Raw genomic sequence first — 20362 nt, forward strand, 5'->3', positions numbered from 1 at the left:
CCGATCACCGGCGTCTCGATCACCAACAACCACGTGGAGATCGGCGGATACGGATACTATTCCGTCGAGAACGCCGCGCCGACGATCTCCGGCAACGTCGAATATCCGCGCGGCGGCGCGCCGGCGCCGGGCCGTTGACGGACCGGGCTGTCCGCCGGCCTCGGCCCAGAGGGGCCGGGCCATGAGGGATCAGGGCGTTGCCGTTTTCAGTCCGGCGTTGACGAGGTCTCGCCAGGCTCGGGCCGCGACGAGCTCGGAGGGAAAAAGCCCGTCGATCGCGAGGAAGCATGCGGAGGGGTCGACGGGATCGACGTTTCTGGCGGCGTTAAGGATCTCGTCCCGGCGCGGATCGTCTGCTTCCATGCGCTTGCGGACGGCCATGATCCAGAGCGCCACGACATGGGCGAAGGCGGCCGCGTCGCCGCCGGCCTGCAGGGCTTCCACGGCCGGTGCGAAGATGCGCTGCGGCAGCTTCTGCGTGCTGTCCATGGCGATCTGCAGGTTGCGATGGGCGATCGCCCTGTTGGCGAAACGGGCGAGGAGCTGCTCCCGGTAGGCGTGAAGATCGACGCCCGGCACGGGGTCTAGCGTCGGCAGCACCGCCTCCATGTGCCGGCGCACCTGGTGTACGAGTTCCGGCACGGCCATGACGTCGCGCACGTATTCCAGCCCGTGCAGCAGGCCGAGATGGGCGATCAGCGTGTGCGAGCCGTTGAGGAGCCGGAGCTTCATCTTCTCATAGGGCTCGACCGCCGTGGCGAAGATGGCGCCGCCTGCCTCCCAGGCCGGGCGTCCGCAGACGAAGTCGTCCTCGATCACCCATTGCAGGAAGGGCTCGGTTTCGAGGGCGAGGCTGTCCTCGACGCCGAGCAGGTCCTGGGCGATCGCGCGCGTCTCCCCGGTGGCGGCCGGAACGATGCGGTCGACCATGCTGCAGGGGAAGGCGCCGTTTTCCGCGATCCAGTCGGCGAGGCCCCGGTCGCGATGCGCCGCCATCTCCAGCACGAGCCGCCGCAGGATCCCGCCGTTCGACGGGAGATTGTCGCAGCACAGAACGGTGAAGGGCACAATACCCCGGGCGCGGCGAAGCGCCAGGCCCTCGACCAGGAAGCCGAGTGCCCCGGTCGGGGCATGCGGATCGGCGAGGTCGGCGGCCACGGCGGGGTGGCCGGTGTCGAGGCCGCCCGTCGCCGGGTGCAGGCCATAGGCTTTTTCCGAAACGGTAAGCGTGACGACGCGGATATCGGGATCGGCGAGATAGGCGAGCACCTTGTCGCGATCCTCTGTCGCGCAGATCCAGTCGACCGCGGCACCGATCACCTCGGCGCGGTCTCCTTCCGGCGCCCTGACCACGACCGTGTGCAGGCCGTCCTGCCGCTCGAGCGCCTCGATCGGCCCGGGCGATCGCAGGTTGACCGCGACGATGCCCCAAGGACCGAAGCTTTGCGCGAGCGCGCGCTGGGTAAAGACGGCCTGGTGGGCACGATGGAACGCCCCCAGCCCGATGTGGACGATGCCCGGGCGAAGGGCGGCCCGGTCATAGGCGGGCTGCGCGACGGATGCCGGGAGCGGTGTCGAGGCGGAGAGACGCTTCATGTTGTCAGGCCAGTCCGTAGCGAGGGTGGAGGAGGGTGCGTTCGATGCCGCGCAGTTCGGCGAGGCCCTTGAGGCGGCCGATGGCGGGATAGCCGGGCTGGGCGCCGCGCGTCAGATCGTCGAGGATCTCCTGGCCGTGGTCCGGGCGCATGGGAATGCGGTGGTCCTCGCGCCCCTGTTCGCGCCGTCGCTTCTCCTCCGCCAGCAGCGCTGCGATGACGGCGACCATGTCGGTGCCGCCTTCGAGATGCTCGTCCTCGAAGAAGGAGCAGGGAACGGTGTCCGTATCGCGGGTGACGTTGCGCAGGTGTACGAAGTGGATCCGGTCGGCAAAGCGGCGGGCGATCATCGGCAGGTCGTTGTCGGCCCGGGCGCCGAGCGAACCGGTGCACAAAGTGACGCCATTGGCGCGGCTGTCGACCTTGGAGAGCATGTGCGCATAGTCGGCCTCGGTCGAAAGGATGCGCGGCAGGCCGAGCAGCGGCCAGGGCGGGTCGTCGCCATGGGCGCAGATGTTGATGCCGACCTCTTCTGCCACAGGGGTCACTTCGGAGAGGAAGTCGACGAGGTTCGCCTGCAGGCGTTCCCGGTCGATGCCCTGGTAGGCGCGCAGCTTTTCCAGAAGCTGGTCGAGCGTGTAGCCGTCGGCGGAACCGGGCAGGCCGGCGCCGATGTTGCGCCCGAGTGCTGCGATCTTTTCGTCCGTCATCGCGGCGAAGCGCTTCGCGGCGTCCTCGACCAGCCAGTCGGGGTAGTCGGTCGCCGCCTCGGGCCGCTTCAGGATGTGGATGTCGAAGGCGACGAAATCGACGAGATCGAAGCGCATGGCCTTGGCGCCGTGGCGCGTCTCCCAGCGCAGGTCGGTGCGGGTCCAGTCGAGCACCGGCATGAAGTTGTAGCAGACGGTGCGGATGCCGCAGGCCGACAGGCGCCGCAAGGTCTCCTGCCAGTTGGCGAGGTGGCTGCGCCAGTCGCCCTTCTGCGTCTTGATGTCTTCGGAGACGGGAACGCTCTCGACCACGTCCCAGACGAGGCCGCCGGCTGCGATCTCCGCCTGCCGCTTGCGGATCTCGTCAATCGTCCAGGCCGCACCCGTCGGAACGTGGTGCAGGGCGCTGACGATGCCTTCGGCGCCGGCCTGCGCCGCGTCGCGCACCGTCACCTTGTCGACCGGGCCGAACCAGCGCCATGTGTGTCTCATCGTCTTGTCCTTGCCGTTCAGTGGGAGCCATTGAAAGTGAGTTGCACCTTGCAGGCGACCGTGCGGTCGCCGGCCTGCTCGAAGGCCTCGACCGCCCTTTCGAGCGGATAGGCGTGCGAGATGATCGGCCGCACGTCGATGACGCGGCGCGACAGCAGGTCGACCGCCTGCGCGAACTCGTCGTGGAAGCGCTGCGAGCCCCGCCAGACGATTTCCTTGCCGACCAGTGCATTGAGGGGAATGGTGATGTCGCCGGTGACGCCGACCTGGACGATGGTGCCGCGCGGCTTCACGGCGGCGAAGGCGGAGCGCAGCGCGGGGCCTGCGGCCGAGCAGTCGAAGACCACGTCGAACGTGCCCTTGTCCTTCTGCCAGGGGGCGAGCCCGTCGGGGTCCCGCGCGACGTTGACGGTGGCCGTCGCCCCCATCGCCGGCGCCCGGGCAAGGGCGGCGTCGGTCAGGTCGGTGACGACGATCTCGGCGGCGCCGGCATGGCGGGCGGCGGCGGTCGTCAGCAGGCCGATCGGGCCGGCGCCGGTGACGAGGACCCTGGCTCCGCTCAGGTCGCCGGCCTGTGCCGCGGCATGCAGGCACACCGCGAGCGGCTCGGAGCAGGCGGCTTCCGCCGGCGTGAGATCGGCTGCGACCGGATGGCACTGGACTGCCGGCACGATCAGCCGGTCGCGGAACATGCCCTGCTCGTGCGGCAGGCGCATGGCGCTGCCCATGAAGCGCATGTCGAGGCAGTGGATGGGCTGGCCGATGGCGCAGTAGCGGCACGTGCCGCATGGCTGCGACGGATTGACGGCGACGAGCATGCCGGCCTTCAGCGCGTCCGTGCCGCCGCCGACGGCTTCGACGTAGCCCGATGCCTCGTGGCCGGAGATGATCGGTTCGCGGACCTGCACCGGACCGAAGCCGCCATGCTGGTAGTAGTGGAGGTCCGAGCCGCAGATGCCGCCTGCGGCCATGCGCAGCAGCACTTCGCCCGGACCCGGCGCGCGGACCTCCTGGGTCTCGACCCGCAGGTCGCGTGTTCCGTGAAGACGTGCCACCCGTGTCAGCATGCCTGTTCTTCCTTGGTCTCGGTGAGGGAGGTGGCCCGCGCCGGATCGTCCCGCGCGGGCAGGGGTTGCATCAGCGGATCAGGCCCATTTCGGTCGGGAGCCAGAGGGTGATCCCGGGGACGAAGGTGATCAGGAGCAGCGCGATGAACAGCGGCACCAGCCAGGGCACGATCGCCATCGTGGTTCGCTCGACCGACAGCTTGGCGACGCGCGAGAGCACGAAGAGCACCATGCCGAGCGGCGGATGCAGCAGGCCGATCATCAGGTTCAGCGTCATGATGAGGCCGAAATGCACGGGATCGATGCCGAACTGCTTGACGAGCGGCAGGAGGATCGGGACGAGAATGGTGATCGCCGCGATCGTGTCCAGGAAGCAGCCGACGAACAGCATCAGCAGGTTGACCAGAATCAGGAACACCCACTTGTTGTCGGTGATCGACAGGATCGCGTCCGACAGCAGCTGGGCGGTCTGGCTGACGGTGAGCAGCCAGGCGAAGACCGAGGCGGCAGCGACGATGAAGAGCACCGCGGCGGTCGTTTCGATCGTGTCCATCGACGCCTTGGCGAGCGAGCGGAAGGTCATGGTGCGGTAGCGCACGAGGCCCAGGAACAGCGACCAGAGCACCGCGGCGACGGCGGCTTCGGTGGGCGTGAACCAGCCCATCGTCATGCCGCCGATCAGGATGACCGGGGTCATCAGCGCCATGACGGCGGAGAAGTCGAAGTACCAGTCGCAGGCGAGCAGCAGGACGAGCGCGACGAGGATGGCGTAGTTGAGCGAAAGGCCCAGGTGCATGAGGAGGTAGATGCCGAGCGGCACCATCATCACCACGAGGACTTCCAGCGATGCGCCGAAGATCATGCGCAGGCTGAAGGGCGTATCCGAGCCCCAGCGCTTGACGTAGGCGAAGGCTGCGACCGTGACCATCATCAATACAGTCATGACGACGCCGGGCACGATGCCGGCCATGAACAGGGCGCCGATCGAGACGTTGGCCATCATGCCGTAGATGACGAAGGGCAGCGACGGCGGAAAGATCGGGCCGAGCGTGGCCGAGGCGGCGGTGACGCCGACGGCGGCCTCGACCGGATAGCCGTGATCCTTCATCGCCTTGATCTCGATCGTGCCGATGCCGGCCGCATCGGCAAGGGCCGTGCCGGACATGCCGGAGAAGACCACCGAGCCGATGATGTTCACCTGCGCCAGGCCGCCCTTCATCCAGCCGACCAGCGCGACGGCGAAGGAATAGATGCGGCCGGTGACGCCGGCGACGTTCATCAGGTTGCCGGCGAGGATGAAGAAGGGAACGGCCAGCAGCGGGAAGCTCTCGACGCCGGCGATCAGCCGCTGTGCGGCGATGATGTCGGGCGCCACGTCGTAGAGGACGATGTAGAGCACGGACGAGACCGCCATCGATATCGCGACGGGCAGGCCGATGATCATCAGAAGGAGAAAGGAACCAATCAGAACCAGCATGTGATCAATCCTCTGCGTGCTGGAATGCTTCCGGCCGCTCGAGCACGGAATAGCCACGACGCATGTTGGCGACGAAGACCTGGATGGAGCGCAGGAACATCAGGACGAAGGCGACGAGCACGGTGTAGAAGACGATGTTGCGCGGCAGCGCCACGGTCACCATTTCCTCGTCGGCGACGATTTCCATGTAGCGCCACATCAGCCACGAGCCGTATGCGAAGAAACCGATCCTCACGAGATCGACGATCGTCGCCATGACGCGCGTCACCCGGGCCGGCAGGTAGTGGTAGAGAACGTCCACCTGAATATGGTGCGACAGGCGCACGCACATCACCGATCCGAGGAAGACCACGCCGATCAGGCAGTTGACGGCGATTTCCTCGGTCCAGGCGTAGCTGTCGTTCAGCACGTAGCGCGTGAAGAACTGGAGGAATACGCAGCCCGTCATCAGCCAGAACAGCGCCAGCGTGACCCAGTCCTCGAAGGAATACACCTTCAGGTCGGCTTCGACCGGCGCTTCATCGAAGGTATGGGCGAGTTCCTCAGGCGTGACCTGAGTGTGAATTTCCTGTGTCACAGACATAGAGAATATCCCGTCTCGAAAGTGTGGACGGCGCGACCCGGCCGGGTCGCGCCGTTACCGAGGTCACTTGATGGCGCGGATGGCTTCCCAGTCGGCCTTGTCGTAGCCGAACTCCTCGAAGGTCACCTTTTCGAGCACGGTCTTCTCGAAGTCGGCCTTGTCGACCTCGACGACGTTGATGCCGCGCTCCTTGAAATCGTCGACGAGAGCGGCCTCACGCTCCTCGATGATCTTCGTCGTGCGGGCTGCGGCTTCCTGCATGACCTCGACGAAGATCTTCCTGTCCTCTTCCGACAGGCTCGCCCAGCGGCTCTTGGAGATCAGGGTGTTGAGGTGGTCGACGATGTGGCCGGTCAGGATGATGTTCTTCTGAACTTCGAAGAACTTCTTGGCCTCGATGGTCGTCAGCGGGTTTTCCTGGGCCTCGACGGTGCCGTTCTGGAGCGCAAGATAGACTTCCGCGAAGGCGATCGGGGTGGTGTTGGCGCCGCAGGCGCGCGGCATCGCGAGATAGGCCGGGACGTCGGGGACGCGGATCTTCAGGCCGGCCATGTCGGCGCATTTCTCGATCGGCTTGTTCGAGGTCGTCTGGCGCGTGCCGTAGTAGCTGACGGCGGTGATGACGTTTCCGGTCTTGTCCTCATAGCCCTTGGCGAGGCGCTTGAAGACGTCGCTCTTCGTGTAGGCGATCAGATGGCTCGGATCGCGGAAGATATAGGGGAAATAGGTGACGCCGATCGGCTTGTAGTCGCGCGCGGCGAAGCTCGAGCCGGAGATGATGATGTCGACCGTGCCGAGCTTCAGGCCCTGGTTGATGTCGGCTTCCTTGCCGAGCTGCGATGCCGGGAAAACCTCGATCTTGTAGCGGCCGTCGGTCCGCTTGGCGATTTCCTCGGCCGCCCAGACGGATTCGGTGTGGAACGGTTCCGACGTCTCGTAGACGTGCGCCCATTTCAGGACGGTCTCTGCCTGGGCCGCGAAGGCGGACGCCAGGACGAGGGCGGTCGCGCCCAGGACTGCTTTCAATCTGAATGTCATTCTTTCCTCCCGAAGTGAATACAGATGTCTCTTCCCCGGTCCTGCCGCGTCCGGCGCGGCGGGATCAGTCTTCCCTTGCCTGCTCCTCCTCGAAGCTCTCAGAGAATCTCTTCTGCGCCAGCGTCAGATGCCGGCGCATCGCCTCGCGTGCGGCAGCCGGATCGGCTGCGGCGATGGCGTCGCGGATGACCTGGTGCTCCTCGAGCGCCAGTCTCCATGTGTGCGGGCCCTCGAAATAGCTCGCCAGTTTTTCGAAGTAGGGCGACGTGCGCCGGTCATAGACGAGGCCGGTGAAGCGCTTCAGCGCCGCGTTTCCGATGATGTCGATGATCGCGCCGTGGAAGGCACAGTCGAGGGCGATGGCCCGATCCGCATCGTCGAGCGCGTCCTGCATCAGGCGCAGGTTCTCGTCGAGGATCGCGACGTGCTCCGGGCGGGCGCGGCGCGCGGCCTCCTCGGCGATCGCGCTTTCGACGATGCAGCGCGCCTGCAAGATCTCGAACGGCCCGTCACCGTCCTCGGCCGGCGGCACGGCGGGGCCGGCGGTTGGCTTGCGCAGGATGTAGACGCCCGAGCCCATGCGGATCTGGATCAGGCCCTCCAGCTCCAGGACGATCAGGGCCTCGCGCACGCTGGGGCGCGAAATGCCGAACCGCTCGGCGAGCTCCCGCTCGGCCGGCAGCCGCTCGCCGACAGCGAGTTCGCCGGTCTCGATGAGCGTCCGTATCTGGTCCGCCACCTGCCTGTAGAGGCGGCGCGGCTCCAAAGCCATGAACATTGCGGTCCTCCCGGCGTGCACGTCCTCCCGTGCCCGCCTGTGGTAAAGTGGCCTTACCAATTTCTCCCATTAAATAGCATCAGCGCGGTAAGTCAACCGGCGTTTTCTCGTCGAGCCGGGGCAGGGGCACGCCATAGCGCGCCGCCAGGTCGGCAAAGGCCGCAAGCGTGGCGGGATCGAGGGTGACGCCGTGGGCATCCCTCTGCGCGGCTTCCCGCCACTCCCGGTCGCCGGGCGCCATGACCGTGCCGTTCTCGCGCACGGCGGATCCGCGCAGGGCCGCCAGGTAGCGGGCCATGCCGGCCTCGAAGGTTTCGCGGGCGACGAAGGCTTCCGGCCTGATCGCCAGGACGAAGGCGCCCATGCCGCGCGGCGTCGAGAAATCGGGGCCCTGCATCGACGGGATGTCGACGCTCAGCCGCATGCCGGTCAGGACGGCGCTCAGGATTTCGACCAGTCCCGCGAGCCCCGCACCCTTGAACCCGAATTCGCCGCCGAGCGGCGCCAGCATCTCCGCCTTGGCGGCGTCCGGCGTGTCGATGCCGCCAAGATCGGACGCGACGGCATCCGGCAGCGGCGTGCCGAGGCTGCGGTAGAGGAGCACGCGATTGTAGGGGACGGCACTGGTCGCCATGTCGAGCAGCCAGGGATCCTGGCCAGGAGCCGGAACGGCGACGGATATCGGGTTCGTTCCGTGAAAGCGGGTGGCGCCGTCGTGCAGGCGCACGATGCTGTCGGAGTTGCAGACGGCCAGGCCGATGAAGCCCTGTCGCGCCGCCTCCAGCGCATAGGCGCCGGCGGGTCCGAAATGCGAGGTGTTGCGGATCGCGACGGCGCCGATGCCGAACCGGCCGGCAAGGTCGATCGCCCGCTCCATTCCCCGGTAGGCGGCGAGGGCGCCGTGCCCGTCATCGGCATCCAACGTCTCCACCGCGCCGAAACCGGCCAGCGTGCGCAGCTGCGGCGCCCTGTTGATCCGTCCGCCGGTCAGGCCGGCGACATAATGGGCCAGCAGGCGGACGCCGTGGCTGTCGACGCCGAGGCGGGTGCCGTGCAGCATGGCGCGCGTGGCGGCTTTGGCCGTGGCATCGTCGGCGCCCGCGGCCTGCAATACCGCGCGGCAGAAACGATCCAGCGCGGCGAGCGAAACGCGCGCCTTCGCATCGGCGTGCAGCATGCGGTATTCCTCCCGGGACGCAATGTACTATGTGTACACTAGACATACACTTCGCCGCATGCAATCCCCGTCTTGACGAAGTCCACGGGGCAAAGCAGGGGACACGGCGCGGAAGGCCGCCGCCGCCGCGGAGACGGCGACAGACGGGAGCGAACGACGACATGGCAGGCAATGCATCCGGTATTGCTCCGAAGCTCTACCAGCGTGCGCGCGACGCGCTGGCATCCGAGATCGCAGCCGGTGCGCTGGCTGCGGATGCACGGCTGACCGAAAGCGGCGTGGCCGCGCGCTTCGGCATCAGCCGGGCGCCGGCGCGGCAGGCGCTGGCCGAGCTGGAGCGGCTCGGCCTGGTGCGAAAGGCCGGGGCGAGGGGATATGCGGTGGTGGCCGGCGACCTGTCGCCGAACCCCGGATCCTGCGCCGGCCAGGTCGACACGCAACCGGCGGCGGACCCGCGGATCCATTTTCTTGCGAGCTGGGAGCTGCTCTACCCGCAGATCGAGATCGAGATCGTCTCGCGCACCTCGCTCGCAAGCTGGCGGATCAACGAGGCGATGCTCGCCAAGCATCACGGCGTCAGCCGCACGGTCGCGCGCGACGTCGTGGCGAGGCTTCAGCAGCGCGGCATCGCCCGGAAGGACGACCGCGGGCGCTGGTATGCCCCGGCGCTGACGGCCAAGCATATCGACGAGCTCTACGAACTGCGATGGGTGCTCGAGCCGCTGGCGCTGGAGAAGGCGCTTCCCCGGCTGCCCAAGGCGCTGTTGCCGCGGCTGCGGCGCAATGTCGAAAGCGCCATCGCTTCGGCCGCCCCGGCGGAGGCGGAGACGCTCGATGCGTTGGAGCAGGAGCTTCACGTCGAGCTTCTCGGATACTGCGGCAACGATTCGCTGATGCGGGCGATCAGCCTGCCGCAGGCGTTGCTGGTCGCCCACCACTTCCTCTATCGCTGGACTTCGGAGCTCTTCGATACCGAGCCGTTCCTGCCGGAGCATCTGGAGGTGATCGACCGCCTCATCGCCGGCGATGTCGACGGGGCCAAGGACGCGCTGGTGCGCCATCTGCAAATCTCGCGGGAGCGGGCTATGCGGCGCATCCACGCGGTCGCGCGGGTCATCTCGCCGGATGCTCTGCCCTATCTGGAGCGGCTCGACGCAACGTAGCCTGCGCCTTACGGCAGGGCGGCCTGTGTCGCCAGCATGCGCACCTGGCGCAGCGTGTTCTCGCGGCTTCGCGTCAGGTGGTTGATCAGCGCCTCCAAGGTGCGGTGCCTGTCCCCTGCCATCACGGCATCGAAGACGGCCTGATGCTCGGCCACGGACCGTTCGTAGTCGCCGGGCACGGAGACGAAGAGCGTGTGGGTCTGCCCGAGGATGCGGGCATGCGCTTCCGAAATCGTGCGAATGCCTGCGGCAGCCACGAGGGTGCTGTGGAACGCGCGGTCGTGGAGCAGCGCCTGCGAGAGGTCGTCCAGCGAGGTGCCGGCGGCAAACCGCCGGTGCTGCTCCAGGCTGCGGGACAGGCTGCGGCACACCGTTTCGTCCAGCCGGCCGGCGTCGAAGGCGGCCTCGACGGCGCCCTTCTCGATCAGGATCCGCGCCGCATAGATCTCCTCGACGTCTTCCTCGCTGAAGCTGCGGACGACCATGCCGCGCCGGCTGGAGGTGGAGACCAGTCCGTCGGCCTCCAGCCTGAGGCAGGCTTCCTTCACCGGCGTCGGGCTGATCCCGAGGTCGGCGGCGAGATCGTTCGGCAGCAGGCGGCGGCCGCCGGGCAGCCGGCCGCTGATGATGCGCTCGCGAAGTTCCTGGTAGGCCTGCTCGGCCAGGGTGGTCTTGGTCATCGTCATGACGGGACAATCCGTCAGCGGCCATCGATAGGCAAGAAAATAAAATAAAAAATTTTTTATTTTTCCATCTGCCCGCTTTGCGCTACGACTGCCGGCGAGGAAGAGGAGGAGTGCCCCCATGAAGATCGCATCCGTCGAACCGTTCATCCTGCACCTGCCGCTGACGTCGGAGTCGATTTCGGATTCGACGCACAGCATCACCCATTGGGGCGTCGTCGGCACGAAGATCGTCACCACCGACGGGCTCGTCGGCTACGGGTTCACCGGCACGCATGCGCACCTGCCGTCCGACCGGCTGATCACGGCCTGCATCCGCGATTGCTACGCGCCGCTGCTGGTCGGCGAGGACGCATCCGACCATGCGCGGCTGTGGACCAAGCTCGCGCGCAACCCCGCCCTGCAATGGGTGGGGCGTGCCGGGATCACCCATCTGGCCCTGGCCGCCGTCGACGTGGCGCTGTGGGACCTGGCGGCGAAAAAGGCGGGGCGGCCGCTCTGGGCCTATCTCGGCGGGGCGCGGACGAAGGGCGTGGAAGCCTACAACACCGATATCGGCTGGCTCTCGTTCCGGCTGGAGACCCTGCTTGCCGGTGCCGCGAAGGCCGTCGAGGCGGATGGCTTCACCCGCCTGAAGATCAAGGTCGGGCACGACGACCCGAACACGGACATCGCCCGGCTTGCGGCCGTCCGCAAGCGGGTCGGGCCGGCGGTCAGGATCGCCATCGACGGCAACGGCAAATGGGACCTGGCGACCTGCCAGCGCTTCTGCGCGCAAGCGCGCGACCTCGACATCTACTGGTTCGAGGAGCCGCTCTGGTACGACGACGTGGCCGGGCACGCCGCGCTTGCGCGCAGCACGGCGATCCCGATCGCGCTCGGCGAGCAGCTCTACACGGCGGATGCCTTCAGCGCGTTCATTGGGGCGGGGGCGGTCGCCTATGTGCAGCCGGACGTCACACGGCTTGGCGGGGTGACCGAGTATATCCAGGTCGCCGACCTCGCCCATGCGCATCGGCTGCCGGTGGTGCCGCATGCCGGCGAAATGAGCCAGGTGCATGTGCACCTCAGCTACTGGCACCCCGCCTCGACGATCCTCGAATACATTCCCTGGATCAAGGATCACTTCGAAGAACCGATCCAGGTTCGCGACGGTGTCTACCGGCGCCCGGAATTGCCCGGCGCCAGCACGACCATCCTGGAGGAAAGCTTCACGCGCTTTGGCAAGAGCATCGGCTGACCGGCCGGCGCTCCATCCTGGCGAAGGGCGCTCAGTGCTTGCCCGGCAGGCCCTGGATGGCATAGCGGTGCAGGCGCGACGGGCTGGCGGCGGCGTTCCTGTCCGGGGTCGATACGGGAGCCCTGGGGTCGGGCGGGTCGGCGGCCGTGGCGGATTGCGCCTCGTCGGTCCGGCTGAAGGTGGTGTCGAAGGCGGTCCGGGGCCCTGCAGGCTCTTGCCGCGCACCGTCGGGCGCGGGCCTGGCCGCGGCGGTCATTGCGCCGGATCCTGCATGGTCAGGGTCAGGAAGCGGCGCAGCACCGACTCCGATGCCTGGTGCAGCGGGCCTGCGAGCGGTTTCAGCCGGGCGGTCGTGTAGCCGGCGTTGCGAAGCATGTCCTTCAGGACGCGGGCGCTGAGGTCGCTGGAGACGCTCCTGTCGTCGGTGCGCGGTTCGACATGACGGACAATGGAAGACATGGCGTCCTCCTTTCAAATGGGGGCGACACAGCGCTTTCGTTCAGCGGGGCCCGAGGACGTTCTCTATCCAAGGGCGACAGTGCGCCCATGTGCCGGGCTTGGCAAGGAAACAATTGAGGTCAATGCAAGGCAGGAAAGGAGCGGGGATCCGAGCCTGGGCACTTTTCGACGGGGCGAACTTGTTTTGAACACAATGGCCCCCTATATGACCGTCATCGGCATTGCTGGAGAGCGCTGGAATGCATCTGTCGCTCGCAATTGTCGCAGTCGCTGCCTGCCTTTGACCACGGATGTACTGGCACTGGAAGATAAGCGGCTATGAGGAAGGTCGGTGCGGTTTCGCCCCGACCTTTTTTGTTGGCGGTTGCCAGTCCGGCGCGCGGTCGTTGTTGCAAGATTTTCTGTGCGATCGATAACAATTTCGGTCGTATCTGCAGGATTTTCGCATTCGGCATCGAGTGCTTCGGACAAGGGGCGGAAAATTAAAAAAGCCGCTGCCCTTGTCTTGGACCGGTATTCCGCTATCTTATGTTTATCGAACCTTGCTAGCGACTCTTGTCCGCAGCCGAACGGCGCTTTCAGATCTCCCTTCATCGTCGATAATTCAGATCGGTCATTGTGACCGGGCCCACAAGCGATTGAAAGGAATCGTTATGAACACAGGTACCGTAAAGTGGTTTAACAGCACCAAGGGTTTTGGCTTCATCCAGCCGGATAACGGCAGCCAGGACGTCTTCGTGCATATTTCCGCCGTCGAGCGGGCCGGCATGCGCGGCCTGACCGAAGGTCAGAAGATCAGCTACGACATCGTGCAGGACAAGCGTTCGGGCAAGAGCTCGGCCGACAACCTGCAGGCCGCCTAAAGAGCTTCATTGCCCCCGTGACCACGGATGTACTGGCACGGCGGCGGCAATGCTGAGGAAGGTCGGGAGCAGTCCCGGCCTTTTGTTTTTCGATCGGGCGGCCGGTTGCGGGGCAAATCGGGCGCAAATCAGGATCAGAATTGGCAGCGCAGGCTGCGTCAGGAGACACTTTGCAGGTACTCGTCAGGGACAACAACGTCGAGCAGGCGCTTCGCGTGCTGAAGAAGAAGATGCAGCGCGAAGGACTGTTCCGTGAAATGCGGACGCGCAGCGCCTATGAGAAGCCTTCGGAAAAGCGCGCGCGCGAAAAGGCAGACGCGATCCGCCGCTCCCGCAAGCTGGCGCGCAAGAAGGCGCAGCGCGAGGGGCTGCTGCCGGCTCCGAAGAAGAAGGTTGCGCGCACGCGCTAAGAATTCCTGCTGATGCAGCCCTCGTGGCTGCATTTCGCGTTTCCGGCCCGCCCTTTCGGGCGGCGCCGGTCGCCAGGCGCCACCGCCCGGCCATATCCCCTTTTCAACGATCGAGATCGGGCGCGTCGCCCAAGGCGCGCGCCGGCGCCCGCGCCGTGCCGAAGGTTGCGCTCAAGCCGCGGCCGCCCGGCGGCGCCCATTTCCCGCCGCGAGAAAGCGCCTGCTTCAGCCACGGTCACCGGGCGGCGAACGCGTCGTTCAGGCGCATTTCGATCCATTCCCTTCGCAACGGAAAATGCCCGCGAGGTCTCTCCGCCGGACCGCGCTGCGACGGCGACGGCTGCAACCCGTCCACAACTTTCGGGCAGATCACGGTCATGTGTTGGGCGGAAAATTTGTCTGATGATTGACTTGATACATCATTGTACCTAATACCTGACTAAAATCGTCATCAAAACATCCTCCCGTAAAATGCTATATTTATCAGCATTTTAGCGGAGACCCATATTTGTGTCCGTGAAATGAAGGAATTTCCCATGGTGCTTCGAACGATCCCTCCCGTCAGCGCGGACAAAGGCTCATCGAAGCGAAAGCCGGGGAGCGGACGACATCTTCTGCTGGCGCTCCTGTCGAGTTCCGCGCTTCTGGCGCCGCTGCCCGCGCTCGCGCAATCGGCCGGGGAAGCCGGTCCCAGCACCACGCTTGAGACCATCACGGTCTATGGTGGCGGCCAGACTGCGATCGGGCCCGATGCCACGATCGTGGCAAAGGACACCTCGACGGGCAGCAAGACCGCCACGCCGATCCTCGACCTGCCGAGCTCCGTGTCCGTCGTGACCGAGGAGGAAATGCGCGAGCGCGGGGTGGCGACGCTCGACCAGGCGATTTCCTATACCGCGGGCGTCTCGACCGACATCTACGGCTCCGACGACCGCTACGACTTCTACCTGATCCGCGGCTTCTACAGCGGCGGCAGCAAGTATCGCGACGGCCTGCCAATCCGCACCCAGAACTTCACCACCAGCCGCCTGGAGCCCTACGGCATGCAGCGGATCGAGGTGCTGAAAGGGTCCACCTCGGCCCTGTTCGGCCTGAACGGACCCGGCGGCATCGTGAACGCGATCACCAAGCGGCCGCAAAGCGAGAAGTTCGGGGAAATCTACACGACGCTCGGCGAAGACCATGTCGAAACCGGCACCGATTTCGGCGGTGTTCTCGACGAGAACGGCGACTGGAGCTATCGCCTGACGGCGAAATGGCAGGACGGCAACAACGGTGCCGACTTCACCGACGACGACCGGATCTATATCGCTCCCGCGCTGACCTGGAATCCGACGGATGCCACCACGTTCACGATCCTGACCGACTACAACAAGCGCGACGGAAGCCCCGGAACCTCCATCCCGCTGGGTTCGGGCCTGGACACGAAGACCTTCCTGGGCGAGCCCGATTTCAACAACATGGACACGATCGAGCGCAATATCGGCTACTCGTTCGAGCATGACTTCGGCAACGGTCTGCAGTTCCGCCAGGTGGCCCGCCATACGAATCTCGACCTGGACTACGAGACCGTCTACGGCGCATCGGCCGATCCGACCGTGCGGCGCACCGCCTTTGCCGTCTACGGCGAACTCGAGAGCTTCGCGATCGACAACCAGCTGCAATACGACGCCAGCTTCGGCCGTTTCGACAGCCGCACGCTCCTCGGCCTGGAATACACGCGAACGACAACGGACGAGACGCGGTATGACGGCTCTGCCGCCGGCATCGACATCTACGATCCCAGCTTCTGCGGCGTTGAGTGCATCACCTGGACGTCGATCTCCAATTCCGATTTCGGGATGACCACGAAGGGGCTGTATCTGCAGGAGGAACTGACCCTCGACGACCGCTGGATCCTCACGCTCGGCGGCCGCTACGACCACGTGGATTCGTCCACCGGGTCGAGCGCCGGCTCCTATGGGGCCACGGACGAGGCCTTCACCAAGCGCGTCGGCCTGACCTACAAGGCGACGAGCGAGGTCTCGCTCTATGCCAACTACTCCGAGTCCTTCGAGCCCGTCGGTGCCAACCGCACCTCCTTCACGAGCCCGCCGCAGCCGCAGGAGGGCGAGCAGTACGAGGTCGGGGTGAAGTACGCGCCGACCGCCTTCGACGCGCTGTTTACGCTCGCCTTCTTCGATCTCACCCAGAACAACGTCGCGCAGTGGAACGCCACCTACACCGAGCAGATCCAGATCGGCCAGGTCAACGTCCGCGGCGTCGAGCTGGAGGGCAAGGTCGCGCTGACGGACAGCACCAACCTGACGCTCGCCTATTCCTACTGGGACCCGAAGATCGAGAAGGATCTCAATCCGGACCTCGTCGGCAACCGTCCGGAACGGGTGCCGAACCACCTCGCCTCGATCTGGGCCGACTACACGATCCCCGGCAACGGCACGATCGGCGACGTGACCCTCGGCCTCGGCGCGCGTTTCGTGGGCAAGACCTATGGCGACATCGCCAACACGAACGAGCTTTCGTCGAGAACGGTCTTCGATGCGGCGGTCAACTACAAGGTGACCGAGAACGCGTCGCTCCAGGTCCATGCGACCAACCTGTTCGACAAGGAATACGTCACCCATGTCGACACATGGAGCAACAGCGCCTGGTACGGCGATCGCCGGACGGTCAAGGCGACGCTGCGCTACACGTGGTGACGGAGGTCCTGATCGGGGCATGCCAGCGGGCTTGCCCCGACCGATGGCGATCATGCCGGCCTTCGGGGCCGGCATGGGCATTCGGCGGACCGAAAGACCGCCGCGACGAAGGAAACGATATGGACGAGGCTGCCCACAGCGAACAGAGCAGGCCCGGCCGCCCGCCGGGCCTTCCGCGCCGCCGGTTCCTGGCCGGCCTGGCGGCCGGTGCGCTGCTGCCCGTGACAGGCGGTTCGCGCGCTGTTGCCGCCGGCGAGGATCTGCGCTTCGTCCACGCATTCGGCGAGACCACGCTTTCGAAACCCGCGCAAAGGGTCATCTCGCTCGGCTACACGACGCAGGACCCGCTCTTGGCGCTCGGCGTGCGGCCGGTGGCGATCCGGCAGTGGTTCGGCAGCTTCCCCTACGGCGTGTGGCCCTGGGCGCAGCCGCTGCTCGGCGACGCGAGGCCTGCGATGATCTCCGGCGAAGTGTCGATGGAGCTTGTCGCCTCGCTCGCCCCCGACCTGATCGTCGGCATCGGCTCCGGCATCTCGGAAGCGGAATATGCGGTGCTGTCGCAGATCGCGCCGGTGCTGATGCAGCCGGCAGGCCTGCCGGCCTACGGCATGCCGTGGGACGAGCTGACGCTCATGCTCGGCCGGGCCGTCGGCAAGGCCGCGCTTGCCGAGGAACTGGTCGCGGCATCCCGGCAGAAATTCGCCGACGCGCGGCAGCGTCATCCCGACTGGGCCGGGAAGACCGCCGTCTGCGCCTACAACTACGGCGGCGAGACCGGGGCGTTCAGCGGTTTCGACACCCGCGCGCGCTTCCTGAAGGAACTCGGTTTCCAACCGCCGCCGAAACTGGTCGAGCTTGCGAACCCGGACGTGTTCTACACGCCGCTGTCGCCTGAGGACCTGTCGCCGCTCGATGCCGACCTGCTCGTCTGGATCTCGTCCTTCGACGTCGTTCCCGACATCGTCGCGCTGCCGATGCGGCGCACCCTGCGTGCCCACAAGGAAGGGCGCGAAGTGCTGGCCGGGGCGATCGTCGCCGGTGCGCTTTCCTTCGGCAGCGTGCTGTCGCTGCCGTTTGCGCTGAAACAGCTCGAGGCCGACATTGCGCTGGCGGTCGACGGCGACCCGTCGACCGCGGCCCGGTCGAGCGTCGCGGCGGGACTGGCGCCGTGAGAGCGGTCGCCGGCGTCATCCTCCTGCTTGCGGCGGCGGCGGCGCTGACGCTCGGCGTCGGCGTGCGGCCTGCGAGCCTTGCCGAGGTCTGGCGGGCGCTGACGGCCTACGATCCGGCCGACCCCGTCCACGTCGCGGTCGCCTCGATCCGGCTGCCGCGGCTTTTCGCCGGGCTCATCGCCGGCGCCGGGCTCGGCATGGCGGGCAGCGTGATGCAGGCGCTGACGCGCAATCCGCTCGCCGATCCGGGGCTGCTCGGCGTCAATTCGGGGGCGGCCTTCGCGATCGTGTTCGGGGCGCTGATCTTCGGCCATTCGGATGCCGGGCTGATGGCGGCGCTGGCCTTCCCCGGCGCGGCGCTGGCGGCCGTCGCCGTCTTCGCGCTCGGCGGCGGCCTGCGCGGCGAGGCCGGGCCGGTGCGGTTGACGCTCGCCGGCACGGCGCTGAATGCGCTGTTGCTGTCGCTCGTCTCGGCCGTGGTGCTCGTCCGCGGCGAGACGCTGGAAGTGCTGCGGTTCTGGGTCGTCGGGTCGCTGTCGCAGGCCGGCAGCCGCCCGCTTCTCGCCATGGCCCTGACGACTGGCGCCGGCACGGCGCTGGCGCTGGCGATCGCGCCGCGGCTCGAGGCGCTTTCGCTCGGGGCGGCGCTGGCCCGCGGGCTCGGGACCCGGCTCGGCCGCGTCCAGTTCGGCGCCCTCGTCGCCGTGACGCTGATGACGGGGGCGGCCGTCTCGGTGGCGGGCCCGATCGTGTTCGTCGGCCTGATCGTGCCGCCGATCGCGCGCCGGATCAGCGGCCATGTGCTGCGGGCGGAACTCTTCGTCTCCGCCCTGCTCGGCGCCACTCTCCTGCTTCTCGCCGACACCGCCGGCCGGCTGGTGCTGGCGCCGGCGGAGATCCGCGTCGGGATCATGACCGCGCTGATCGGTGCGCCGGTGTTCGTGCTGATCGCGCGCCGCCTGCGGCCGGGAGCGGCGGCATGAGGGCAGGGGTCTTCGTTCTCGGTGCCGTCCTGGTGTCGGCCATCCTGCTGTCCTTGATGGTCGGCCAGGTCATGCTGTCGCCCGCCGACCTGTGGACGGGCCTGTGGGGCGGCACGGGACCCGGCGCGCTGACGATGCGCGTGCTGCGCGGGCCGAGCACGCTGACGGCGCTCGGGCTCGGCGCCGTTCTCGGCATATCCGGCGCCATCTTCCAGATCCTGCTGCGCAATCCGCTCGCCGCCCCGGACGTGATGGGCTTCACGTCCAGCGCCGGGCTGGCGGTGCTTGCCGGCGTGACTGCGGGCGTTGCCGTGCCGATGCCGTTGCTGGCAGCGGCCGGAGGGCTCGCGGCGGCGGTGATCGTCGCGGCACTCTCGCTGCGGCGCGACGGATCGCTGTCGACACTCACGCTCATTCTCGTCGGCATCGGCGTCGCCTTCTTCGCGTCCGCCGCCGGCAGCTTCCTGATGACGCGGTTGCCGCCGGAGCAGGCGGCCGAGGCGCAACGCTGGCTGACCGGCTCGCTCGCCGCCCGCAACTGGAGCCACGCTGCCCAGGTTCTCGGACTCGGGGCCGTGCTGTCGCTCGCGCTCGCGGTTCAGATCAGGAGCCTGGCGCTGCTGGAACTCGGCGACGATCTGGCGGCCGGCCTCGGCGTCAAGGTCGACCGGGCACGGCGGCGGCTGGCGGCGACCGGGGTGCTGTTCGCGGCGGCCGGCGTCGCCGTGGCCGGGCCGGTTCCCTTCGTGGCGCTGATGGCGGCCCCGCTGGGCGCCCGCCTGACGGGGGCGCGAAGCCCCGCGGCACGCATCGTCGCCGCCGCGGCATCGGGCGCGGCGATCACCGTTCTGGCGGACCTTGCGGCACGGTCGCTGATCCCCGGACTGCAACTGCCCGTCGGCGTCATGACGGGCATCTTCGGCGCGCCCTACCTGCTGTGGCTTCTGGCGCGCGAAATGGAGGCTGGAGACCTTTGACCGGCATCGAACTCAAGGCCGAGGCGCTGACGCTCGGCTATGGCGAGCGGATCGTCATCCGTGATCTGTCCCTCGATTTTCCCGAGGGGCGGATGACGACCATCCTCGGGCCGAACGGCTGCGGGAAATCCACCTTGCTGAGAGCCCTCGCCCGGCTGGTGCGGCCGCAACAAGGCAGCGTGACGCTGGGCGGCGAGGACATCTTCGAGAAGGACACGCGTGCGCTCGCCCGCCGCCTCGCCATCCTGCCGCAGGCGCCACGCGCCCCGGAAGGGATCACGGTGGCCGATCTGGTCAGGCGCGGGCGGACGCCCTGGCGCGGGCTGCTCGCCCCGTGGAGCAAGGCCGATGCGGATGCCTGTGCGGCGGCGCTCGAGGCGGTGGGACTGACGGATCAGATGGAGCGTCCGCTGGACGAACTCTCCGGCGGACAGCGCCAGCGCGCCTGGATCGCGCTGGTTCTCGCCCAGGATACGCCGTGCCTGCTGCTCGACGAACCGACGACCTGGCTGGACCTCACCCATCAGATCGAGGTGCTGAGCCTGCTGCAGCAGCGCAACCGCCGGCACGGCGCCACCGTGATCACCGTCCTGCACGATCTCAATCTCGCCGCGCGCTTCTCCGACCATCTGGTGCTGCTCGGGCCCGACGGCCTGGTCTCGACCGGGACGCCGCAGGCGGTGCTGACGGAGGAAAACCTGAAGGCGGCGTTCGGCCTCTCCGCCCTGGTCATGCCCGATCCCGTCACCGGGGCTCCGATGGCCGTCCCCCGGTAGCGTGCCGGGCAGGACGGGCG

The 20362-nt window shown here is 67.2% G+C and carries 21 protein-coding genes; 9 read left to right on the forward strand and 12 right to left on the reverse strand.

Features of this window, described 5'->3' with window-relative positions:
• Positions 1 to 189 precede the first annotated feature (189 nt).
• From P0086_RS24125 to P0086_RS24160, 8 genes are all read right to left on the reverse strand, one after another.
• Positions 190 to 1596 (reverse strand): mannitol dehydrogenase family protein, encoded by a 1407-nt coding sequence (locus P0086_RS24125; protein WP_275790641.1) that lies wholly within the window; start codon positions 1594 to 1596, stop codon positions 190 to 192.
• Between the two features lie 4 nt (positions 1597 to 1600).
• Positions 1601 to 2797 carry a mannonate dehydratase gene (gene uxuA / locus P0086_RS24130; RefSeq protein ID WP_275790642.1) on the reverse strand — a complete coding sequence of 399 codons (1197 nt, stop codon included), beginning with the start codon at positions 2795 to 2797 and terminating at the stop codon, positions 1601 to 1603.
• A 17-nt stretch (positions 2798 to 2814) separates the two neighbouring features.
• Entirely contained in the window at positions 2815 to 3864 is a 1050-nt protein-coding gene (locus tag P0086_RS24135; protein ID WP_275790644.1) for an L-idonate 5-dehydrogenase, read from the reverse strand.
• A 70-nt stretch (positions 3865 to 3934) separates the two neighbouring features.
• Positions 3935 to 5341 (reverse strand): TRAP transporter large permease, encoded by a 1407-nt coding sequence (locus P0086_RS24140; RefSeq protein ID WP_275790646.1) that lies wholly within the window; start codon positions 5339 to 5341, stop codon positions 3935 to 3937.
• A 4-nt stretch (positions 5342 to 5345) separates the two neighbouring features.
• Positions 5346 to 5918, reverse strand: coding sequence for a TRAP transporter small permease (locus P0086_RS24145; protein WP_148151261.1), 573 nt, complete (start codon positions 5916 to 5918; stop codon positions 5346 to 5348).
• A 69-nt stretch (positions 5919 to 5987) separates the two neighbouring features.
• Positions 5988 to 6962 carry a sialic acid TRAP transporter substrate-binding protein SiaP gene (locus tag P0086_RS24150; RefSeq protein WP_112600394.1) on the reverse strand — a complete coding sequence of 325 codons (975 nt, stop codon included), beginning with the start codon at positions 6960 to 6962 and terminating at the stop codon, positions 5988 to 5990.
• A gap of 64 nt (positions 6963 to 7026) precedes the next feature.
• Positions 7027 to 7740 carry a FadR/GntR family transcriptional regulator gene (locus tag P0086_RS24155; RefSeq protein WP_275790648.1) on the reverse strand — a complete coding sequence of 238 codons (714 nt, stop codon included), beginning with the start codon at positions 7738 to 7740 and terminating at the stop codon, positions 7027 to 7029.
• A 79-nt stretch (positions 7741 to 7819) separates the two neighbouring features.
• Positions 7820 to 8917 carry an Ldh family oxidoreductase gene (locus P0086_RS24160; RefSeq protein WP_275790649.1) on the reverse strand — a complete coding sequence of 366 codons (1098 nt, stop codon included), beginning with the start codon at positions 8915 to 8917 and terminating at the stop codon, positions 7820 to 7822.
• A gap of 161 nt (positions 8918 to 9078) precedes the next feature.
• On the opposite strand from P0086_RS24160, the gene P0086_RS24165 reads away from it, so the two are divergent.
• The gene (locus P0086_RS24165; protein ID WP_112614863.1) at positions 9079 to 10080 is read left to right on the forward strand and encodes a GntR family transcriptional regulator; all 1002 of its coding nucleotides are present in this window, start codon (positions 9079 to 9081) and stop codon (positions 10078 to 10080) included.
• An 8-nt stretch (positions 10081 to 10088) separates the two neighbouring features.
• Here P0086_RS24165 and P0086_RS24170 read toward each other — a convergent pair whose 3' ends face one another.
• Positions 10089 to 10766, reverse strand: coding sequence for a GntR family transcriptional regulator (locus tag P0086_RS24170; protein WP_275790650.1), 678 nt, complete (start codon positions 10764 to 10766; stop codon positions 10089 to 10091).
• Positions 10767 to 10884: 118 nt separating this feature from the next.
• Here P0086_RS24170 and P0086_RS24175 point away from each other — a divergent pair, with 118 nt between their 5' ends.
• Complete coding sequence (locus P0086_RS24175) at positions 10885 to 12003, forward strand: mandelate racemase/muconate lactonizing enzyme family protein (RefSeq protein ID WP_275790651.1); 1119 nt, start codon at positions 10885 to 10887, stop codon at positions 12001 to 12003.
• Positions 12004 to 12034: 31 nt separating this feature from the next.
• Here P0086_RS24175 and P0086_RS24180 read toward each other — a convergent pair whose 3' ends face one another.
• From P0086_RS24180 to P0086_RS24190, 3 genes are all read right to left on the reverse strand, one after another.
• Positions 12035 to 12259, reverse strand: a complete 225-nt coding sequence (locus P0086_RS24180) for a hypothetical protein (RefSeq protein WP_275790652.1) — start codon at positions 12257 to 12259, stop codon at positions 12035 to 12037.
• The gene (locus tag P0086_RS24185; protein ID WP_275790653.1) at positions 12256 to 12462 is read right to left on the reverse strand and encodes a hypothetical protein; all 207 of its coding nucleotides are present in this window, start codon (positions 12460 to 12462) and stop codon (positions 12256 to 12258) included. Before P0086_RS24185 ends, P0086_RS24180 begins: the two co-directional genes overlap by 4 nt.
• Positions 12463 to 12663: 201 nt before the next feature.
• On the reverse strand, positions 12664 to 13056 hold the full coding sequence (locus P0086_RS24190) for a hypothetical protein (RefSeq protein ID WP_275790654.1): 393 nt from the start codon (positions 13054 to 13056) through the stop codon (positions 12664 to 12666).
• 59 nt (positions 13057 to 13115) lie between these two features.
• Here P0086_RS24190 and P0086_RS24195 point away from each other — a divergent pair, with 59 nt between their 5' ends.
• The 7 genes from P0086_RS24195 to P0086_RS24225 all read left to right on the forward strand — a co-directional run bounded on the left by P0086_RS24195 (position 13116) and on the right by P0086_RS24225 (position 20342).
• On the forward strand, positions 13116 to 13325 hold the full coding sequence (locus P0086_RS24195; RefSeq protein WP_112600386.1) for a cold-shock protein: 210 nt from the start codon (positions 13116 to 13118) through the stop codon (positions 13323 to 13325).
• A 170-nt stretch (positions 13326 to 13495) separates the two neighbouring features.
• The gene (rpsU, locus tag P0086_RS24200) at positions 13496 to 13735 is read left to right on the forward strand and encodes a 30S ribosomal protein S21 (RefSeq protein WP_112600385.1); all 240 of its coding nucleotides are present in this window, start codon (positions 13496 to 13498) and stop codon (positions 13733 to 13735) included.
• Between the two features lie 536 nt (positions 13736 to 14271).
• Positions 14272 to 16434 carry a TonB-dependent siderophore receptor gene (locus P0086_RS24205; protein WP_275790655.1) on the forward strand — a complete coding sequence of 721 codons (2163 nt, stop codon included), beginning with the start codon at positions 14272 to 14274 and terminating at the stop codon, positions 16432 to 16434.
• A 119-nt stretch (positions 16435 to 16553) separates the two neighbouring features.
• Complete coding sequence (locus P0086_RS24210) at positions 16554 to 17606, forward strand: ABC transporter substrate-binding protein (RefSeq protein ID WP_275790656.1); 1053 nt, start codon at positions 16554 to 16556, stop codon at positions 17604 to 17606.
• A complete protein-coding gene (locus tag P0086_RS24215; protein ID WP_275790657.1) occupies positions 17603 to 18589 on the forward strand; it encodes an iron chelate uptake ABC transporter family permease subunit in 987 nt (328 codons plus the stop codon). The genes P0086_RS24210 and P0086_RS24215 overlap by 4 nt, the downstream gene beginning before the upstream one ends.
• Positions 18586 to 19566 carry an iron ABC transporter permease gene (locus P0086_RS24220; protein ID WP_112614849.1) on the forward strand — a complete coding sequence of 327 codons (981 nt, stop codon included), beginning with the start codon at positions 18586 to 18588 and terminating at the stop codon, positions 19564 to 19566. Before P0086_RS24215 ends, P0086_RS24220 begins: the two co-directional genes overlap by 4 nt.
• Positions 19563 to 20342: an ABC transporter ATP-binding protein gene (locus P0086_RS24225; protein WP_275790658.1), complete on the forward strand. Its 780-nt coding sequence runs from the start codon at positions 19563 to 19565 to the stop codon at positions 20340 to 20342. Before P0086_RS24220 ends, P0086_RS24225 begins: the two co-directional genes overlap by 4 nt.
• Positions 20343 to 20362: the final 20 nt, after the last annotated feature.

Origin of the sequence: Mycoplana sp. MJR14 (genome assembly GCF_029210525.1) — a bacterium.
GTDB lineage: Bacteria > Pseudomonadota > Alphaproteobacteria > Rhizobiales > Rhizobiaceae > Mycoplana.